At 66.1% G+C, this 19,593-nt stretch carries 19 protein-coding genes; 6 read left to right on the forward strand and 13 right to left on the reverse strand.

The window, feature by feature from the left end; genetic code table 11:
• Positions 1-20: 20 nt before the first annotated feature.
• Positions 21-3,443 carry a transcription-repair coupling factor gene (mfd, locus tag P4L93_11790; GenBank protein ID MDR3687625.1) on the reverse strand — a complete coding sequence of 1,141 codons (3,423 nt, stop codon included), beginning with the start codon at positions 3,441-3,443 and terminating at the stop codon, positions 21-23.
• Between the two features lie 203 nt (positions 3,444-3,646).
• Here mfd and P4L93_11795 point away from each other — a divergent pair, with 203 nt between their 5' ends.
• From P4L93_11795 to nth, 3 genes are read left to right on the forward strand one after another with little or no spacing between them, the layout of a single operon-like run.
• Positions 3,647-5,074 (forward strand): MFS transporter, encoded by a 1,428-nt coding sequence (locus P4L93_11795; GenBank protein MDR3687626.1) that lies wholly within the window; start codon positions 3,647-3,649, stop codon positions 5,072-5,074.
• A gap of 46 nt (positions 5,075-5,120) precedes the next feature.
• Entirely contained in the window at positions 5,121-6,623 is a 1,503-nt protein-coding gene (locus P4L93_11800) for an MFS transporter (GenBank protein MDR3687627.1), read from the forward strand.
• A gap of 60 nt (positions 6,624-6,683) precedes the next feature.
• Positions 6,684-7,385 carry an endonuclease III gene (nth, locus tag P4L93_11805; GenBank protein ID MDR3687628.1) on the forward strand — a complete coding sequence of 234 codons (702 nt, stop codon included), beginning with the start codon at positions 6,684-6,686 and terminating at the stop codon, positions 7,383-7,385.
• 59 nt (positions 7,386-7,444) lie between these two features.
• Here nth and P4L93_11810 read toward each other — a convergent pair whose 3' ends face one another.
• The 3 genes from P4L93_11810 to P4L93_11820 are packed head-to-tail and all read right to left on the reverse strand — an operon-like array spanning position 7,445 to position 8,789.
• Positions 7,445-7,954 carry an isoprenylcysteine carboxylmethyltransferase family protein gene (locus P4L93_11810; protein MDR3687629.1) on the reverse strand — a complete coding sequence of 170 codons (510 nt, stop codon included), beginning with the start codon at positions 7,952-7,954 and terminating at the stop codon, positions 7,445-7,447.
• The gene (locus tag P4L93_11815; protein ID MDR3687630.1) at positions 7,951-8,529 is read right to left on the reverse strand and encodes a flavin reductase family protein; all 579 of its coding nucleotides are present in this window, start codon (positions 8,527-8,529) and stop codon (positions 7,951-7,953) included. Before P4L93_11815 ends, P4L93_11810 begins: the two co-directional genes overlap by 4 nt.
• Positions 8,526-8,789 carry a diguanylate cyclase gene (locus tag P4L93_11820; protein ID MDR3687631.1) on the reverse strand — a complete coding sequence of 88 codons (264 nt, stop codon included), beginning with the start codon at positions 8,787-8,789 and terminating at the stop codon, positions 8,526-8,528. The genes P4L93_11815 and P4L93_11820 overlap by 4 nt, the downstream gene beginning before the upstream one ends.
• Positions 8,790-8,923: 134 nt before the next feature.
• On the opposite strand from P4L93_11820, the gene P4L93_11825 reads away from it, so the two are divergent.
• Positions 8,924-10,390, forward strand: a complete 1,467-nt coding sequence (locus tag P4L93_11825) for a glycosyltransferase family 4 protein (GenBank protein MDR3687632.1) — start codon at positions 8,924-8,926, stop codon at positions 10,388-10,390.
• A 53-nt stretch (positions 10,391-10,443) separates the two neighbouring features.
• On the opposite strand, the gene P4L93_11830 is transcribed toward P4L93_11825, so the two are convergent.
• The 9 genes from P4L93_11830 to P4L93_11870 all read right to left on the reverse strand — a co-directional run bounded on the left by P4L93_11830 (position 10,444) and on the right by P4L93_11870 (position 17,474).
• A complete protein-coding gene (locus tag P4L93_11830; protein MDR3687633.1) occupies positions 10,444-11,217 on the reverse strand; it encodes an ABC transporter permease in 774 nt (257 codons plus the stop codon).
• Positions 11,217-12,152, reverse strand: coding sequence for an ATP-binding cassette domain-containing protein (locus P4L93_11835; protein MDR3687634.1), 936 nt, complete (start codon positions 12,150-12,152; stop codon positions 11,217-11,219). The genes P4L93_11830 and P4L93_11835 overlap by 1 nt, the downstream gene beginning before the upstream one ends.
• 4 nt (positions 12,153-12,156) lie before the next feature.
• Complete coding sequence (locus P4L93_11840) at positions 12,157-12,900, reverse strand: cell shape determination protein CcmA (protein ID MDR3687635.1); 744 nt, start codon at positions 12,898-12,900, stop codon at positions 12,157-12,159.
• A gap of 19 nt (positions 12,901-12,919) precedes the next feature.
• Positions 12,920-13,549, reverse strand: coding sequence for a YhbD family protein (locus P4L93_11845; protein ID MDR3687636.1), 630 nt, complete (start codon positions 13,547-13,549; stop codon positions 12,920-12,922).
• Positions 13,550-13,568: 19 nt separating this feature from the next.
• The gene (locus P4L93_11850) at positions 13,569-14,234 is read right to left on the reverse strand and encodes a PspC domain-containing protein (protein ID MDR3687637.1); all 666 of its coding nucleotides are present in this window, start codon (positions 14,232-14,234) and stop codon (positions 13,569-13,571) included.
• A 10-nt stretch (positions 14,235-14,244) separates the two neighbouring features.
• On the reverse strand, positions 14,245-15,453 hold the full coding sequence (locus P4L93_11855) for a hypothetical protein (GenBank protein MDR3687638.1): 1,209 nt from the start codon (positions 15,451-15,453) through the stop codon (positions 14,245-14,247).
• A 165-nt stretch (positions 15,454-15,618) separates the two neighbouring features.
• A complete protein-coding gene (locus P4L93_11860; protein ID MDR3687639.1) occupies positions 15,619-16,209 on the reverse strand; it encodes a hypothetical protein in 591 nt (196 codons plus the stop codon).
• A complete protein-coding gene (locus P4L93_11865) occupies positions 16,202-16,960 on the reverse strand; it encodes a DUF554 domain-containing protein (GenBank protein MDR3687640.1) in 759 nt (252 codons plus the stop codon). The genes P4L93_11860 and P4L93_11865 overlap by 8 nt, the downstream gene beginning before the upstream one ends.
• Before the next feature lie 22 nt (positions 16,961-16,982).
• Positions 16,983-17,474 (reverse strand): NYN domain-containing protein, encoded by a 492-nt coding sequence (locus P4L93_11870; protein ID MDR3687641.1) that lies wholly within the window; start codon positions 17,472-17,474, stop codon positions 16,983-16,985.
• A 139-nt stretch (positions 17,475-17,613) separates the two neighbouring features.
• Here P4L93_11870 and P4L93_11875 point away from each other — a divergent pair, with 139 nt between their 5' ends.
• Together P4L93_11875 and P4L93_11880 are read left to right on the forward strand one after the other, a co-directional pair.
• Positions 17,614-18,303, forward strand: a complete 690-nt coding sequence (locus P4L93_11875) for an ATP-binding cassette domain-containing protein (GenBank protein ID MDR3687642.1) — start codon at positions 17,614-17,616, stop codon at positions 18,301-18,303.
• Positions 18,290-19,593, forward strand: a 1,304-nt coding sequence (locus P4L93_11880; protein MDR3687643.1) for a YhgE/Pip domain-containing protein, incomplete at its 3' end; no start/stop codon positions are given. The genes P4L93_11875 and P4L93_11880, both read left to right, overlap by 14 nt.

A 19,593-nucleotide genomic window follows, 5' to 3' on the forward strand; every position in this document is an offset into this window, starting at 1 on the left:
TCCTGATAGCGGATTAAAGCTCACGCGAGTATAGCATCCAGTAGGCCAAGGGCCGCCGTGGTCACGGACTCTCCATAACCCAACGGTAGGGCTATCTTCTTCTCCTTCTCGATCCACACCGCACCACGCGCTTGAAGCTGGCCTTTTCGCTCGTCAGACAGGTGCACGGGGGCGATAATGAGGCGCTTGCGAGCGATGGTGACCGACGTGGCTTTGACCTCGGCGGCAAGCGCTCGAATGCGCGCCACGTCGACGAGGTTGCGGGCCGTCTCGGGCGCCGCGCCGAAGCGCTCCACCATCTCGCGGTAGACCTGATCGATCGCTTCGATCGAGGGCGAGCCGGCCAGTCGCCGGTAGATGCGCACGCGCTCGTCGACCGCATCGACGTACTCCTCGGGCAGGAACGCCGAGATCGGCAGGTCGACGCGCACGTCGGGATGAGCGACAACGGGCTCGCCGCGTGCCTCGCTGACGGCCTCCATCAGCATCTGCGCGAACAGGTCGAAACCGACCTGGCTCATCTGCCCGCTTTGCTCGGCGCCGAGAAGCGAGCCGGCGCCGCGAATCTCGAGGTCCTTCATGGCGATCTTGATGCCGCTGCCAAGCTCGGTGTTGTCGCCGATGGCTGTGAGGCGCTCGACCGCCTGCTCGCTGAGCGACTCGTGGCGCGGGAAGAGGAAGTAGCCGTACGCCTTGACGTGGCTGCGGCCCACGCGGCCCTTGAGCTGGTAGAGCTGTGCCAGGCCCAGGCGCTGCGAGTCCTCGATGATGAGCGTGTTGGAGTGCGGGTTGTCGATGCCTGACTCGATGATGGTGGTGGCGACAAGCACGTCGTACTCGTTTGCGGCGAACGCCTCCATGACAGACTCGAGTTCGCGTTCGCTCATCTGCCCGTGCGCAACGCCGATACGCGCTTCCGGAGCCGCGGTGCACACGCGGCGAACCGCGTCGTCGATCGTCTTGACGCGGTTGGAGACGTAGTAGACCTGGCCGCCGCGCTCGAGTTCTCGGCGGACCGCACCGGAGACGACGTCCTCGTCCCACTCGCCCACGTGCACCTGCACGGGGAAGCGGTTGGGCGGCGGAGTGTCGATGACGCTCATGTCGCGCACGCCGGACAGCGACATCTGCAGCGTGCGCGGAATCGGTGTTGCCGACAGCGCCAGCACGTCGATCTGCTCGCGCAGGTTCTTGATGTGCTCCTTGTGCTCGACGCCGAATCGCTGCTCCTCGTCGATGATCACGAGGCCCAGGTTCTTAGGGGCGACGTCGTGGCTGAGCAGGCGGTGCGTGCCGATCAGGATGTCGACCTCACCTGAAGCAAAGCCCTGCAGCGCGGCCTTGATCTGCACCTCCGAGCGGAAACGTGAGAGCACCTCGACGCGCACCGGGAAGGGCGCGAAGCGCTCCGAGAAGGTTGTGTAGTGCTGCTGGGCAAGAATCGTCGTCGGGCACAGCACCATGACTTGCTTGCGGTCTTGCGTGGCCTTGAATGCCGCGCGGATCGCCACCTCGGTCTTGCCGTAGCCCACGTCGCCGCAGATCAGGCGGTCCATCGGCTTGTCCGACTCCATGTCGGCCTTGACGTCGGCGATCGCGGCGAGCTGATCGGGCGTCTCCTCGAACGGGAAGGCGGCTTCCATCTCCATCTGCCACGGAGTGTCCTCGCGATACGTGTAGCCAGCCACGGTCGCGCGGCGCGCGTACAGGTCCACCAGGTCGAACGCAAGCTGGCGCGCCGCCTTGCGAGCCTTGCCCGTCGCGCGCGACCAATCCGCGGTGTTCAGGCGTGTGATGCGCGGCGAGCCGCCGTCGGCGCCAACGTACTTGGTGACGCGGTCGATCTGGTCGACCGGCACGTAGAGCTTGTCGCCGCGCGCGTACTCGAGTAGCAGGTAGACGCGGTCCTGGCCGAGAACCTCCTGGCGCACGATCTCTTTGAACAGCCCTATGCCGTGGGTGGCGTGAACCACGTAGTCGCCGGGGGCGAAGGCGAACGTCACTTTGGTCGGGTCAATCTCGCGGCGCTGACGGCGCACGGCGCTTCTCGGGTAGACATCGTCGACGCTGATGACCGCGATCTGCGCCTCGCCGATGACGAAGCCGGCTGGCACGTCGGTGTCGGTGACGTCGATGTTGCCCTTCTTCAGCGGCCGCGCGTCGACGTGCCCATCTGGGTCCGCGCCGTCGGCGAAGTCGCGCTCGCGCGTGATTGAGAGGCCTGACTCGGCAAGCGTGTCGGCGATCCGTCCGCGCGTCCTGCGGTCTGGGACCGCCAGCGCGATGGCCATCCCCGCCGAGAGAAGCGAGCGGATGCCACCGACGAAGCGCTCCTCGCCACCTGAGACCTCGGGGCGGCACGCGGTGAGCTCGGCGTCCACACCGCTGCCAGCGCGCAGCAAGGAGAGCAGCGTGAGGCGCTGACGCTCGCCCAGGTCGAGCTGGCCCGGCGTGAGGTAGAGACCAGCGAGCGTGGTTGCGCGCAGGAGCTTCTCGGCAAGGCCGGAGAGTTCCTCGTGGCGGCGGGACGCGTCGTCGAAGAGCGTGCGGGGCTCGGCGGCCACTACGAGCACGTCGGCGCCGAGGTAGTCGGTGGGCGCGCCGACCTTCTTGTAGAGCAGCGGCAGGTAGCGCTCGATTCCGTTGAAGTACACGCCTTGCTGAATCATCTCGAGGTGATGTGCCAGAACCGTGTCGGTGCGGGCCTTCTCGCCCAGCACCTTGACGACGTTCTCGGCACCGCGCGCGCCAAGCACAAGCTCGCGGCACGGGTAGATCTCGATGGGCTCGGAGTCACCGATGGTCTGACCTGTGGTGGGCACGTAGCGCTTAAGCGTCTCGATCTCGTCGCCGAACAGGTCGGCGCGCACCGGCGAAAGCGTGCCGGTGCCGTAGACGTCCAGAGTGCCGCCGCGTACCGCGAACTGGCCAGGGGCCTCGGCGACCTCGACGCGCTCGTAGCCCATGCGGGTAAGGCGCTCGGTTGCCTCTTCCAGTTCCAGCGAGCCGCCGGCGCCCATCACGAACGGGTCGAACGCGCGGCTGCCTTGCGGCGGGACGGTGCGCAGAAGCGCCCGTGCCGAGGCGACCACGACGACGGGGCGGTTCTTGTCCAGCGCGTAGAGCGCTCGCGCGCGAGCGCCCACCTGGTCGAGGTCGGGCGCAGCGTCGCTCCACGGCAGGTCCGTGCGGTCCGGGTAGTGCAGCACCTGCTCCCGGCCGAGGAACGCTGCGGTCTGGCGCCAGTAGCGCTCGGCGGCTTCCTCGCCGGCGACAACGACCAGCGTCGGGCGCGCCATGTCGGAGTGCAGCGCAGCGGTGAGCGCAGGACGCACCAGGCCGGGGGTCGCGAGCGTGGCGTCTTCGCCGCGGCCGAGCATCTCGGCGATCGTGCGGTACGACTCGGCGGTGGAAAGCGAGGCTGCGAGGCGGCGGATCAGCATGGGGTGGAGCTCCTGTTTCGACTCGGTGCGACTCTGCTCATGCTGCGGGACGGAACAGCACGAAAGCCCGCATCCGGCAGACGCCGGGCGGGGACGCCCCAGCCTAGACCCGTGCACGAGGAGGGTCAAGGCGCGAAAGCGGCCAATCCAAGGATGCGTACAATGCATACATCCCAAGCCACTCGAAAGGACCTACCCCGCGTATGCCCGACCGTAGCGACAACAACGACACTTCCGAGCAACCCACTTCTGCCGAGTGCGACACGGACAGCGAGTTCCAGGAGCTGTGCGAGGTCGAGACGGAGGTCGCCGACGCCGCCGCTCCGCCGCAGAAGGTTGTGCGCAGCGGGGGCACGTTCGAGTCGTTCCGCAACCCCGACTTCGCGTGGTTCTGGTCCGGCGCGCTGGTAAGCAACGTGGGCACGTGGATGCAGAACTACGCGCTCGGCATCGTTGTGTATTCGCTGCGGAGTTCGTCGTTCGACCTGGGCGCCATCAACTTCATCGTGGGCATCCCGGTGCTGTTTCTCGCGATCCCGGGCGGCCTGCTTGCCGACCGGGTCGACCGCCGCAAGCTACTCATCTGGATCCAGGTGGTCCTGCTCTTCCAGGCGAGCGCGCTGGGCTACCTGTACATGAACGGCACGCTTCGCGGCGGTACCAACGTCATCACGGCGCTAGCGTGGCTGGCGGGGCTGGGCATCGTCGCCGGCATCTTCTCGGCGATCCAGTTCCCGGCATGGCAGGCGATGATGCCGGACTTGGTGCCGCGCGAGTCGCTGCTCAACGGAATCGCGCTGAACTCGGCGCAGTTCCAATCCTCCAGGCTCATCGGCCCGCTTGCCGCTGGAGCGCTCGTAGTCGCCGGCTTTGGCATGGGCGACATCTTCTACGTCAACGCGGCGAGCTTCCTGTTCGTCATCGCTTCGCTCGCGATCATCCGACCACGCTTCGCTGTTCCCGCCGAGGAGCGAGCCGCAGGCCGCCCGCGCGAGGGCGCCGTCAAGACGCTGCTCGGCGGGCTTGAGTACGCGCGGCAGAACAAGGTCATCGGCGTGCTGATTCTCAGCACCGCTGTGATGACCATCTTCGGCTTCCCCTACATGACGCTGCTGCCGGCCATCATCAACCAGACGCTCGGCTTCGCCATCAACACCGACGGCTACAACCGCGCGGTCGCCATCGTGATGGCCACCAACGGCCTGGGCGCCATGGCGGGGGCGCTCAGCGTCGCGAGCCTGCCGGCCACGGTGCGTCGCAACCGCATCATCCCGTTCGCGCTGCTGGCATTTGGCGTCTCGCTGCTCGCGTTCTCGCTGACACGCAGCCTGTGGCTGATGGCGATCGTCTCGGCGTTCGCGGGCGCGGCGCTCATGACCACCAACTCGCTAGCCAACACGTCGATTCAGTCCTCGACGCCGCCGCACCTGCGCGGCCGAGTCATGGGGCTGTTCGTCACGGCGTTCATGGGCATCATGCCGATCTCGGGCCTGGCCTTCGGTACGCTGGGGCAGTTCATCGGCCCCTCCAACGCCGTGCTCATCGGCTCGGTCTTTCTGGTCGGCTGGTCGCTCTATCTCATCGTGAGCAATCCGCTCACCCGAGGCCAAGCCGCGCCAGCTTCCGCCTGACGGGGTATCCTCTCGCCAATCCCTTTTGCCGAGAGGACCCGCCAACGTGCCCCCCGAGCTGCCAGAAGAGCAACCGAGTGAACTCTACGATCGCCCAGTAGCCGAGAACCCCGACGACGTCGCCGATCAAGCGCCGCTGACGGTCGAGGCCGACATGGAGGTTCCCACGGCGGCGCTCGTGCGGCGCGGCTGGGCGACGAGCACGTTTGAGTCGTTCGCGCATCGCGACTTCACGCTGTTCTGGTCTGGCGCGCTGGTCAGCAATGTGGGCACGTGGATGCAGAACGCGGCGCTGGCGATTCTCGTCTACCGGATCCAGCCCGATAAGGCGTCGCTGAACACCGGCATCGTCCAGGGCTTGGCCGGGCTGCCCGTGCTGTTCCTCGCGATTCCGGCAGGTGCGCTGGCCGACCGAGTCGATCGCCGCAAACTCCTCATCTGGCTTCAGGTGGTCCTGCTCGCGCAGGCAGCCGCGATCGGCATCCTCTACGATGCGCAAGTGCTCAGCGCCGTGCGGCCGCTGTTCTCGCTGGTTCTCGTCTCGGCGCTCGGGCTTGTCGGCGGCATCTTCGTGGCGTTCCAAGGCCCAGCGTTCCAGTCGATGCTCCCGGACCTGGTTCCCCGCAAGTCGCTCATGAACGGCATCGCGCTGAACTCGGCCCAACTCCAGACTTCGCGGATGCTCGGACCGGCGATCGTGGCCGGTATGCTGCTGGTGGGCTCCGGGCTGGGGCTCATCTTCTACATCAACGCCGCGAGCTTCCTGTTCGTGATTGCGGCGCTTCTCGCGATCCGCCCGCGCGCCGAGTTCCACGCTGGCCATGGCGCCGAGGTACGCGGCGCGCCGGACGGCAAGAGAGCGGGCAACGGCAGGACCGCCGAAAGCGCGTGGCAGACGCTGACCGCAGGCATCTCCTACGCGCGCGAGCACCCAGCCATCGGCGTGCTCATCCTGACAACAGCGTTTCTCGTCTTCTTCGGCTTCCCGTACGTCATCATTCTCACGGCGATAATCCACGCTCGCATCCCGGGCTTGAACGACAAGGCCGTCGAGCACGTGTACGCGGTGGTCTACGCGTTCAACGGCGCCGGAGCGCTGATCGGATCGCTTGCTGTCGCCGGCCTTCCATCGACCATTCAGCGCAACCGCATCATCCCAATCACCCTGCTGACGTTCGCCGCACTCGTCGTCGCATTCTCGTTTGCGCCGAGCGTGCCGGTCATGTGCGCGATCACCCTGGTCGCAGGCGCGGCCTACATCTCGACCAGCTCGCTCGTGATGACATCAATCCAAGCAGCCGTTCCCGGATACCTGCGCGGGCGCGTCATGGCGCTGTTCATGATGGCGTTCATGGGCGTCATGCCCCTGTCCGCCTTCGCGTTCGGGCCGCTGGGCCAAGCGATCGGACCCGACACGGCCGTGCTCGTAGGCGGAGTCGCGCTGGCCGTGTGGGCGCTCGTGCTCATCGCGCGGCCGGGATGGCTCGACGCGATCGGAACGCCGAACGCAAGCCAACGCACGAGCGCCGTCCCCGCGCCCCGCAGCTAGCCCGACGCACGAGGGGTATCCTCGAACAGACCGTCCCGTTCGCCGAGAGGATCTTCGCCGATGACTCCGCGCGCATCCGACGAGCCCGTCCCGCAACTCACCCGCTCACAGCGCGAGGCGCTCGCGCCCATCTACGCCGAGCGCCTGAGCGAGCACTACGGCGATCCGCATGCGGCGCTCGAGTTCGTGAACGCCTACCAGCTGCTGATCGCCGTCATTCTGAGCGCTCAGACCACCGACGTTGGCGTGAACAAGGCCACACCGGCGCTGTTCAAGCGCTATCCGACCCCTGCCGCACTTGCCGAGGCCGACCAGCTCGAGGTCGAGGAGTACGTGCGCACGCTCGGCTTCTACCACCAGAAGGCCAAGAACATCATCCGCACATGCCAGATCATCGTGGCCGAGTTCGGCGGCGACGTGCCCGACACGATGGAGGGCTTGACGTCGCTTCCGGGCGTAGCGCGAAAGACCGCCAACATCGTGCTGGGTGAAGCGTTCGGCAAGGTGGAGGGCATCGCGGTCGACACGCACGTGTTCCGGCTCGCGCACCGTTTCGGCCTGACCACCGAGAACGACCAGGACAAGGTCGAGCGCGACCTGATGAGCATCTTCCCGCCAGAGCACTGGCACCGCGTCAACTACGACCTCATCAACCACGGCCGAGCGATCTGCACCGCAAAGCGGCCCGCGTGCGGCGCGTGCTTCCTCAACGACGTGTGTCCGAGCGCGTTCGTGCCGGCCTCCTGGAGACAAACGCTGTAGTGTGCCGGTGTCTGCGCCGAGGGGACCGAGGGGTCCCCTCGGCGCGCCGGCGCGCTCCGCTAGTACACCCAGGGAATCAGCTTGTGCACGCGCGACTGGTACTCGGCGTAGGGCGGGCCGAACTTCTCCAGGAGCCAGGCTTCTTCTAGGCGCGACTTGATGTCGAAGAAGGCGAAGAGGACCAGCGCGTAGACGATTGTCAGCCAGCCGTGAGTCCACAGCGCCCAACCCATCGCGTCGATGATCAAGCCGCTGTAGATGGGGTGACGGACAATCGCGTACGGGCCCGACTCGATGAGGTTCGAGCAGTCCTTGGGGTACGGCAACGGGGTGAGGTTGGGGCCGAGTTTCAGCACGCCACCTAGCGAGATCGCCGAGCCACCCAGCATGAACAGGATGCCGAGAATCGTGCCGATCGTGGCAAGCGGTGGCGCCCAGTCCGCCCAGCCTGGAAGCGAGCGGGGGCCCAGGATCACCAACGCGAACAGGAACATCTGCGCCACGACGTACCACTCCCCACGAGTGCCCTTCCACCACGGGGCGTGCTTGTCGGTCGGCTCGGCGGTCACTTGGCCTCGGGCGATGGCTTGCCGATCGAGTATGCCTTGCCCACCATCTCGCCGACACCGTAGTAGGCCTGCGAGCCAATCGCGAACAGGATCGGCTGGAGCCGCTCGATGTCTACGCCACCCGCAGCGGTTAGCACCGACTCGTCGGCCTTCACGTCGAGCACCTCGCCGATGAACTGCGTGTGCATCCCCAGCTCGTGCACCTCCACCACCTTGCACTCCAGAACGAGGGGGAACTCGCCCACGTACGGCGCGTCGACCAGCTCGCTTCGCACCGCCGTCACGCCGAGCTCGGCGAACTTGTCGTGGTCTCGGCCGGAGACGAGCCCGAAGTAGTCGGCCTCGGCGGCGTTGGCCTCGCCAGGAAGGCTGATGGTAAACCCCTTGCGCGCCATGATGTTGCCGTGCGACGCCGTCGCTGCACGCAGCGAGATGGATACGCACGGCGGCTTGGAGCAGGCGATGCCGCCCCAGGCCGCGGTCATGGCGTTGGGCTTGCCCTCAGCGTTGTAGCTGCCTACAACAAGCACGGGCGTGGGGTACAGAAGGGTCTTGGCTCCCAGGGACTTCTTCACAGCGTTCCTTCCAGAATGGGCAGTTTGCCTTGTTGTGGATGTTCCCCACGCACGCAGTTGCGACCCGCCTGCTTCGCTTCGTCCAGCGCTTCGTCGGCGCGGCCTATGAGCGTCGTGTCGCGGACGTCGGTGTCGCGAGCCTGAGCCGCACCGATGCTGACGGTGTAGCGCACCACGTGCCCCTCGAGATCGAGTGCCGGCGAGGCCTCGACCGCCGCACGCACCGTCTCGCCGAATGTGATTGTCCCACCGATGTCCAATTCCTACAGTGAAACGGACAAATGGGTAGGTCCCTTCGCGCCGTGCGGTACAGTTCCCCCCGCCAACCCAATGGGCATCAATCACGACAGGTGACCGAAGCTGCCGGTCCCTACGGGCGAAGACGAGGCACTCCATGCGCATCGCTGTGGTTCACGGTTACTTCCTGGGCGACTCAGGAAGCGGCATCTACGTGCGCAATCTCGTCCGAGGCCTTCTCGCCGAGGGCCACGACGTGACGCTCGTCTGCCAGGAACGCGAGCCCGAGAAGTACGACTTCGTCGACTCCGTCTGGATGCTGGACGCGAGCAACACGGTGCTTCGCCTCGCGGGAAACGAACACCACGCGATCGGCCGAGGCACCTGCCGCTTGGTGCGACCGGACCTGGGCGGGCGGCTACTGGTCTACGTCGATGGCCCGTTCGCGGGCTTCGAGCGCGGCGGCGTCAGGGCGTTCCAAGACGCGCCCGACGACTGGATCGCCACTTACATCGCGGCGAACGCGGCCGCGCTGCGCACCGCGTTCGCGCAGTGGACGCCCGATCTCGTGCTCGCGCAGCACGCAATCATGCAGCCGTACACAGTGCGCGAGGCACTTGCGGGAAGCACGCCCTACGTGGTGACCACGCACGGCTCCGAGCTCAACTTCAGCCTCAAGCTCGACCCGCGCCTCGTCCCCTACGCCCTCGATGGCCTGCGCGACGCGGCTGGTGTGGCGGCGGTCTCACCCGCTAGCGCGCGCGACGTGGTCGAGTGGGCCGCCTCCCACGGTCTGGACATCGCCGCCCGTGCCTGCGTGATGATGCCCGGCATCGACACCGAGCTGTTCGCTCCTGCACCCAGCCGCGCCGAGGCGATCGCCACGCTCGCGAGGCACGTCGAGTTGCCCGCCAGCCTCGACTTGTCGCCCGGCGACGACGTGCTCGCTTTTGTGGGCCGCATCGGCTGGAGCAAGGGCATCCACCACGCCATCGTCGCGCTCTCTCTGATAAGTGCTGCGCGGCCTCGCATCAAGCTGCTCGCAGCCGGAGCGGGCCCCGCGCGAGAGTCACTCGAGAGACTGGCCGGGCTGCTCAACGCAGGCAACGTGGCCGGTGCGCGCGAACTCGCTATCGCCGACCCCGAGCTGCAGACGACCGCCGAGTACGGCCCGCTCATCCCCGACGACATTGGCGAGCTCGGCGAGGTGCACGTCGCTTACCTCGGCCACCAGACGTCGGAGAACGTGGCTCGGCTGTTCGCCGCAGCCGATCTCGCACTGGCGCCGTCGATCTTTCCCGAGGCCGCGGCGCTTGTGACCAGCGAGGCGCTGAGCGCGGGCGCGCTACCAGTTGTCGCGAATCAGACCGGCCTGCACATGATGGCCAAGATAGAAGCCGACGCACTTGCCGACGAGTCGTTCCTCGGCCTGCTGCCCGGCCGCAACCTCACCCTCGCACTCGCCGAGGCGATCGAACGCTACCTCGACCGCTACCCCACAAACGACGCCGCGTTCCGCCAGCGTCTGCACGCCATCGCCGCCAGCCACTTCCCCACTTGGCAAACGATAGCGCGCGAGTACGTCGAGATGGCAGGCGGCGAGAACGAGGTGTCGAGGCGGTAGTGATGACGCCACCGCCCATTGGGCTGGGCGGCCGATTCCTCAACTCGGCCTACCTAGGAGTTAGCCACGATCGACTTGCGCCTGTAGACCGCCACCGACAGGACGTAGAAAACGACGAGAATGCCCAGGATCCAAGCAAGCGCTGTCCACACCGCCGGACCGGCAGTGCCGCTGACCAGCAGGGAGCGCATCGTCTCGACCACCGGAGTCATCGGTTGGTTCTCGGCAAAGCCCCGCAAAGCGGGCGTCATTGAGGTCGTCGGCACGAACGATGGGCTGATGAAGATGAGCAGGAGAAGGACGTAGCTGAACGCACCGGCGCCCTCCATCGTCTTGGCGATCAGGCCGAAGAAGATGGCCAGCCACGTCGTCGAGAGCGTGAACAGCACGAGGATTCCGGCAAAGACCAGCCATGCCATCACCCCTGCCTGCGAGCGAAAGCCCATCGCGAATGCCGCCAACAAGACGAGCACCGAAGAGACGAGGTTTGACACTGTGGACGACGCAACCTGTCCGCCCAGAATCGACGAGGGAGCGACCGGCATGGTCCTGAATCGATTGATGATGCCGCTCTGTACGTCCATATTGAGACGCACTGCGGCATAGGCAATGCCGCTGATGACGGTCATGACCACGATTCCCGGCACGATGAAAGTGATGTAGCTGATGGAGCCGGTCTGGTGCGCCAGCGCCCCACCAAGCACGTAGACAAACATCAGCATCATGGCGATCGGCATCAGCAGCACGGTGATGATGGTGTCCGGGCTGCGAGTGATGTGACGCAGGCCGCGTTTGGCTAGCGTCCACGTATCCGCAAGCGCGCGCATCATTCTGCCTCCCGATTCGTGCCACCAGTTATCTTGAGGAACACGTCGTCAAGCGTGGCTACCTTCTGGGAGAACTCGGCAGGCTCGATTCGAGCGTCCCTGAGTCCCTCGAAGATGCTGGCCACCTGAGCCACGGAGCCATCCGTCGCAATCGTCAGCGTGGGGCCCTCGCCCGGTGTGCACTCGTAGCTCCAGCCGAGAGCTTTTGCAGCGGCGTCGCGAATCTGCCTGTCGTGGAAGGCTAGCTCGATCAGTCCACCCGGCACGAGCTTCTTCAACTCGGGTGCTGTTCCGATGGCGAGGATTCTGCCTCCATGTAGGACCGCGATGGTGTCGGCCAACTCATCGGCCTCTTCGAGATACTGCGTCGTGAGGAACACCGTCGTTCCACCTGCAGCCAGTTCGCGAATCGTCCGCCACATCTCGTTGCGGGCTTCAGGGTCAAACCCGGTAGTGGGCTCGTCCAGAAAGATGACTGATGGGGTGCCGATCAGGCTCATGGCGATGTCGAGGCGTCGGCGCATCCCGCCAGAGAATGTCGCCACGCCACGGTCGGCTGCGTCTTCCAGTCCAAACCGACGCAGGAGGTCTGCGGCGGTCTTCGCGGAGTCGCGCACGTGACGCAAGTCGGCGATCAGCAGCAAGTTCTCGCGACCGGTGAGTCGATCGTCGACGGCGGCGAACTGGCCGGTCAGGCTGATCTCGCCGCGCACCTTGTCCGGACTTGTGGCAACCTCGTGGCCAGCCACGGTGGCCGAGCCGCCATCAGCCTTGATGAGTGTCGTCAGTATGTTGATCGTGGTGGTCTTCCCGGCGCCGTTGGAGCCGAGCAATGCGAAGACGGTCCCTTTCTGCACGCTGAAACTGACGTCCCTGAGAACCACGACGTTCTTGTACGACTTGCGGAGGGACCTGACCTCAATGGCTGGGTTCACGGCTCTAGGCCCCCGCGCCACTTACCTGCCGGGCTTCGCGCACCTGCGGCGCGCCAGCGGGCGTGTAGCTCTCGGCGTACTCGACGAGGTCGACGATGCAGCCCTGGCCTAGCGTGACCTGCTTGCCGCGCACTACCTTGGCGCTCGTGTTCTCGAGCCAGACGACGTCGCCTTCGATCGTGTCGACCGTCAAGCGCTTCTCGGCGAAGACGGTGAGCAAGCTGGTCAGCGTGCTGAGCGAGCCGACAGGCTGGCGCACCACGATGCGCTCGCCACCGATCTCACGCACGGTGCTTGGGGCCTGAACCGTGATGTCGACGTTGCCAGCGTTGAGCAGGCCGGCGACCGTCAAGCCGCCCTCTCCGGTGAAGGTCTCAGCCTGGCAGTCTCCACCCATGCGGATGAAGCCGTGGAGCTGCACGTCGTGAGCGGCTAGGCTGCCGCCGATCGAGAGGTTGCCTTTGACGATGAGGCGGCCCACGCCGGCTCCGTCTCGGATGTTCGCGTCGCCATTGATGGTCATCTCGTTGGCCTGCACCTCGCCGTTGAAGCCAGCGGTGCCGTTGACGGTCACGGACTGCGCTTTGACGCGGCCGTTGCTGGTACCGGCGCCGTTGACACGGTAGGTGATGGCGTCGACGTCGCCGTTGATGGTGCCGCTGCCGTTGAATGTCACGTCGCCGTAGGTGCCGCCGGAGAAGCTTCCGCCGCCTGCGGTCTTAATGTCGTTGCGAATCTCGTCGCTCATGACTTCCCTTGCCCTCCCGTTATCGGATGCGGGCGCGCAGAGCTTCTGCGCTCTCGCTCAGGTTCACGCGCGCAACGATGCGCGCGGCTCTATCGAATCGGACCTCGGCGTCGCTCGTGATCAACATCGCCGTGGACAGCCCCATGCGCCGCACGAACAGCAAGTCGGCGGGCTTTCCCTCGAACGCGGGGTAGTTCTCTTGCAGCGCGTCGAGCACAACGCGGCCCTCGTCGAGCGAGACGTCGCCGGTCTTGAGCAGCGTGTCGAGTGCGGCCAGAGACACGACCTCGCCAAACACGAGCGGCGCCTCGGCGTCAGACACGCCTTGCGCGAACAGCTCGGCGGCCTCGGGCGAAACCAGACCGCGCTCGCGGATCTCGGCGATCGTCATGCTGATCTCGCCGAGGTTGGGCGAGACGGCGTCGGCGATCTCGTCCAGCGATGCGTCCTCGTCCTGCATCGACTTGATCTTCTCGATGCGGGCGAGCACCTTCTCGCGCGGAAAGAACGTCTCCTGGCCGGTGAAGGTCGACTTGCGTTGGAACCAGTCCTCCGGGATCAGGCCCTTGCGTTTCCATCGGTAGAGCTGGCCGTAGCTGATACCAGCTACTTGCAGCAACTCCTTCTTGGAGATGGTTTCGGAATCCACGTCTCAGCCCTCCTGCCTGCTAGAGCACGGGCGGGGCGGGCGGCACCTGCGGTGCCTCGGGCGGCGTCATCGGATCGGACGGCACTGCGGGCGGTTCAGGAACGGCGGGAGCGGCCGTCGGGGTTGTCGGCGGCTCGTACGCTGACGGCTGGGCTGGCGGCGTGGGAGCCTGCGGCGGCTCGGGCGCGACGAAGCCGGACTGCGGCATTGGCGGCGCAGGCGGGGCAGGCGGTGCCGGTGCCGGTGGCGCTGGGACCGGCGGCGCAGGTGCAGGAACCCAGCCGGCGGGATAAGGCTGCTCGGGGACGATGATCATCGCGAGGATGTAGAGCAGGAACCCCCACCAGATGCCGGTGAACAGGGACAGAAACGCATAGATGACGCGCAGCACGGTCGCGTCGACACCCATGTACTCTGCGACACCACCCATCACACCGCCGATCATCCGGTTGGTGCGAGAGCGATACAGCTTCTTTCCGTTCACGTTGAATCCACCTCCACGAGCTCGAAGAATGAGCAGGATACCCAGGCCGACCAGCAGCAGCGGCCAACCCACCCTGCCGAGAAACGCAATCACCCTGGCCACGGGCTCGAACAAGCCGCCGAGAAGCAGCCACAGGCCGAGACCGATCAGCATGATCCCGGCGAGCACGCCCCACCCGGTGTTGTTGTCGCGAGAAGTCATCTGCTGCCTCCTAGTACGTGCGAATCGAGACGCTGCCGACGCCGGACTCAATCGAGACGTTGTAGCCCGCGTCCGAGTTGCCCTTGCCCAGACCCGGGGTCGCGTAGGAGCCGTCGGACTGCTTGACCAGATCAGGCGACACGTCGAACGCCGAGAGCCCACTGCTCGTCTTGACCAGAACCGGCGTGCCCTTGGGGATGCGTAGCGTGACGGACGAGACGCCCGCCTTGACCACGATCGGCGTCATCCCCGTTCCTCCGAACGGGTTGGCGTCCACACCACCCAGTTTCACGTCCGCGCTACTAACGCCCGTCTTCAGAGTGAGCGCCGAGAGGTGGACGTTGCTCAGATCGGCAGTGAGGTCGACGGCGCCGGTGTTCAGCGTCGCATCCCACTTCACGTTGTCGTTGAGAAGCACATCGACCTTCCCGGCCGTAAAGCCGGGACCAACGATCGTCGTGTGGTTGTCGCCTAGTCCGAAGCTCACGTCTGCCGAGTCACCCGAGCGCTTGACCTCGAAGCCCGGCTTGCCGAACGGTGAGCTGCCGGTCGCGCTGATCAGGTCCCGATTGGTCGAGCCGATCGTGATCTCGCCCGCACCGCCGTCGAAGGCGAGCTTGGCGGTCTTAACGCCTCCAGCCGGCTCGCTGACGCTGAAGGACTGTGATGGCTGGTTGATCGTGATCGGCTGAATCGGCGAGAGATATGGGCTTTGCCCCGTAAACGCTACGGCCGTCGCGTAGCCGAGCGCGACCCAGATCACGAGAGGTGAGAGTGCGCGGATCCACGTCTGGTTGAGCGCCCGACCCACGATGGCGAGGCCGAAGGCGATCAGCAGCACAGGCCAGAGCGAGAGCAACACCAGCCATACGCCCCACGACACATATCCGGTCGTGTTGCCCAACAGCACGAGGCCCACGAGGACCGTGCCCACGCCGTCCATCACGCGCGACACGCCCCATCCGTCGCGCGGGTCCGGTGTCACGATCTGGATGCCGCCGAGTAGGATCACGAAGAGCGGCCACATCTGCCACCACGCCAAGCCGGGCACGAACTGCCCGACCAGGAAGACGAGGCCGAGGGCGATCAGGATGATTCCGAGCCCGATACCACCGCGCCGACGGTAGTGACGCGCGTCGGTGGTTGGCACAGGCGGGACCGGCGGCGCCGGCGGCGGTGTCGCGCCTGTCGCAGGATCCCAGGGAGTCTGTTGGGTCATGAGAAGTTCCCCCCTTTGTTTCACTAGGTCGACTCACAGCGTAACAACACATTGTTACGCTGTCAACGACACAGGAACGTGCCTCGTTCCGACCTGTTGTGGGAGTACTCGGCGTCGACGCGCTGTGCGGGCGGCGCTCCCGTGCCAGCAGGCAGCTCGGCGGGGCTAGCGCGCCACCAATGTTGGCGCGACGACGATGCGGAACCATAGTGCCCACGTCATGAGTACCAGGAACGCGGGAATCGCCGCGATCGCCCAGATGCGCTGCCGGCGAACGAACTGCTCGGCGGGCTGCTTGTCGTTGACGCGCCGGAAGGCGAGGCCGTTGGCGCGCTTGCCGAACCACCACTGGAACGTCAACGTGACGGCAAAGACAACGCCCGCACCAACCCAGCCTATCGTGCCGCCCTTGGAAGCCGTGTCCAGGATGGTATCGGCGAACAGCCAGATCGGCAGGAAGATCACGCCGATCCACTGGTCGTGGGCCGGGCCCCAGATGAACGGGAGAAGGAATGCGGCCCAGTTAAAGCCCGGGAGCGTGGGCGCCGCGTCGTCGTCGATGAGCACGATCTCACCGGTCACGCCGTCGGCCGGATGACCTTTGGGGCAGCTACCGTCGGGTGCACGTTCGATGATGTGGTCGCAGTACACGCAGTAGCCTGCGACGCGGACGTCGAGCCGCGCGTCGTCGAGCGGAGCGAAGTCTTTGGGGCTCGCCGCGGCGGATCCCGACGCGATGTTCTCGGCGTCAGCCAAAGAAGCCTCCCACGATCGCTGCGATGATGATGGCAGGCAGCATGTTGCCCACGGGCAGACGTTTGATACCGGAGAGGTCCAGGCCGATGCAGAGAATCAGCGCACCACCGACGCAGGTGATGGACTGGAGCACAGCCACTGTCATGAACGGCTGAATCGCATGCGCGGACAGCGCAATGCCGCCTTGGATAATGATGACCGGGATTACCGAGAGCCCAACACCAACTCCCAGCGTGGTGGCCAAGAACAGCGCGGCGATGCCGTCGAGCGTCGACTTGAGGTAGAGCAACTGGTGGTTGCCCAGTCCGTCGCCGATCGACCCAAGCACGGTCATCGCACCCACACAGAACAGCAGCGAGGCGGTTACGAAGCCCTCGACGAGCGTGTGGCCCTTCTCCCCCGGCTCATCGCCAGCCTCCTTGGCCGAGGGCGAGAACCACGGAATCCGATAGCTCACGTCCTGCAGCCACTCTCCGAAGCGCCCCAGCCAGTACTCGATGCCGATGGCCTCACCCACGAGCGAGCCGACGGCGAGCGATCCGACGAGTACGATCGGAGCGTACTGGCCTAGGCGCGTCTCGCCCATCTTGGCCAGACCGCTGATCGCCATCGAGGCGCCGATGATGAATGTCGACAGCCCGATCGCCTTAAAGACGATGGAGCGGAACCTCTCGTGAATGGCCTTGCCGAACATAAGGCCGAGGGTCGTTCCGGCCAGAATCGTGATCACGTTCAGGATGACACCGTCCACTAACGCCTCGACTCCTCGATAGCTACTTATCGTCCTCGGTCAGCCACAGGTCTTTCAGCTCCCGCGTGATCGCATTGGCTCCACGCGGAAGCCCCGCGTCGCGCGCGATCGAACCCCGGGACTTGGATCGCGGCTTGCCGCGCGCCGCTTCGAACAGGGTGCTTGCCTCCCGCAACTCCACCTTCACGGTCGCGCGCTCGCTTGCTCGACGCCCCAGGTCGCGATCCGAACTCACCACCACCACGTCGCCCTTCTCGCGCGACGCGATTCGCACGATCTCGTCGTCGGCAGAGTGCTGGTGTGCGTAGACGATCTCGACAGGCACTCCTCCCCCGGTCGAGAGCCCAGGGCCACCCTCTCCGTCAAAGACTACAACGACCCGCCCGCCTCCGAGGAGGTCGCGCCCGCGCACCCGAAGCCGAGCGACCAGCGCGTCGCGCTGATCCTCGAGGGACAGTGACGAGGTCGCCGAGTCACGGCGGGTGACGTTGTAGCCGTCCACGATAAAGAGCATGCACACATCCTACGCCAGCGCTCCGACACGAGTAAGAGCTCGGCGCTTGACCGTCTGGGCGTCGCCGCATTACTATACTGACTAGTCAGTTTAACCCAAGGAGACAAGGCCGCGCCGCCGGCCGGGAAGCGACACAGAGATGAGCGACAGGGAGATCGCCGTTCGCGCCGAGCGCGTTCGACTCTCGGGGGGCGATCGAAGGGTCTACCCCGCCACGACATTCGAGATTCCGGCTGGCTCGGTTGCGGCCTTCTTGGGCGCATCGGGCACCGGCAAGACCTCGTTGCTGTTGACGATTGCCGGACGCATGCGCGGCTGGCATGGCTGCGTCGAGGTTGACGGCGTCGACGCCGCCCGTCACAGCGCTCGCGTTCGCGGTCTGGTGGGGATGGGCGTGATGGCCGGCGTCAACGACCTCGCCGAGGCACTCACCCCCGCTCAGCACGTCACCGAGGCGCACGTCTTCGTCCCGCGCCTGAAGCGCTCCGTCTATCGCGACGTTCTCGCCGAGGTCGGGCTGGACGCCGCCGCCCACATGCAGGTCAAGCGCCTCGACGCCGAGCAGCGCATCCGGCTCGGGATTGCGCTTGCCATCGTACGCGACGTGCGGGTAATCGTGGTCGATGACCTCGATCGGGACCTCAACCAAGAGGAGCGCACGCGCGTGCTCGCTCTCCTCCACAAACTCGCCGAGGACGGCCTGACCGTCCTGTTCGCCTGCGTCGACGAGGCCACCGCCTCCCACGCCGACATCGTGATCCCAGTCGAGGATGTCGAGCCGGTCTCCCCCATCTCGTCACGGGGGGTGCGCACTCATGCGGTCGCTTAGACTCGCGGGGCTCACGCTCAAGAGCATGCTCACCGACACGCCGATCCTGCGAGCCGCAGTGGTGGCGATCATCCTCGTGCCCCTGCTCTACGGTGCTCTGTACCTCTGGGCGTTCTGGGACCCCTACGGCAAGCTCGACGAGATGCCGGTGGCGGTGGTCAACCTGGACCACTCCGTTGTGGTCAAAGGCATCAAGATCGACGGCGGGCACGATCTGGTCAAGGCACTCACCGACGGCAAGGATGTTGGATGGAAGGTCGTCTCCGCCGAGGAAGCCGCCGAGGGCCTCAAAGAGCGTCGCTACTACCTTTCGCTGACCATTCCCGCCGACTACTCGGCGAAACTGGGCACGGCGCAGAGCGACAATCCGGTTCGAGCCGAGCTCAAAGTCGTGGCGCAGGAGTCGTCGAACATGCTCGCGTCGCAGATCATGCAGCGCGTGTTCTCCGAGGTACGCGCGGGCGCCGCCGAAAGCGCCTCGCGCGGCTACATCGACAACATGTACCTCGGATTCTCCGATGCACACGACGGCATGACCGACGCGGCCCTGGGCGCCAAGGACCTGCGCGACGGCCTGCAGACCGCGCGCGACGGCGCGAAGAAACTCGCGGCCGGCGCCGACACCGCCGACGATGGCGCGCACAGCCTGGCAGCGGGGCTTGGCACTCTCGTCTCGGGCGCGGGCGATGCCGACACCGGCGCACGCAAGCTCGCAGTTGGGACGCGCACGTTGTCGATCGGCCTTCTCGACGCCCGCGTGGGCGCGGCCTCACTGGACGCAGGCGCGTCGCAGCTCGCGACCGGGGTTGCCTCGGCCAACGCTGGCGCGAAGAGCGTCGCTGGCGGCTCGGCGTCGCTTGCCAGCGGGCTGACCACCGCGAAGAGCGGTGCCACCCAGGTGGCCGGCGGCTTGGGGCAGCTCTCGACGGGCGCCACGCAGCTTGACGCCGCACTCGGGCAGCTCTCAGGTGGCGCCGATGCGCTCTCGGGCTCGGCGGACGACCTGAGCGACGGCGCGGCCCGTCTCAAGAGCGGCGTGCACGATGCGCTGTCCCAAGTCAGTGATGCGAAGGACGGCGCCAAGCAAGTGCGCGACGGCGCAAGCGGCGTCTCGGCTGCACTGCACGCCTATCTCGACGCTCACCCTGAAGCGGCGAACGACCCGACGTTCCAGCAGGCGCTGGGGGGCGCCGATGCGGTCAAGGACGGCAGCAAGCAGCTCTATGACGGCTTGGATGCGGCGGGAGCCGACGCCCCGGCACTCGCAGGCGGAGCCGACCAGGTCGCCGA

Source organism: Coriobacteriia bacterium (assembly GCA_031292615.1).
In the GTDB taxonomy this organism is placed as follows: Bacteria; Actinomycetota; Coriobacteriia; order Anaerosomatales; family JAAXUF01; genus JARLGT01.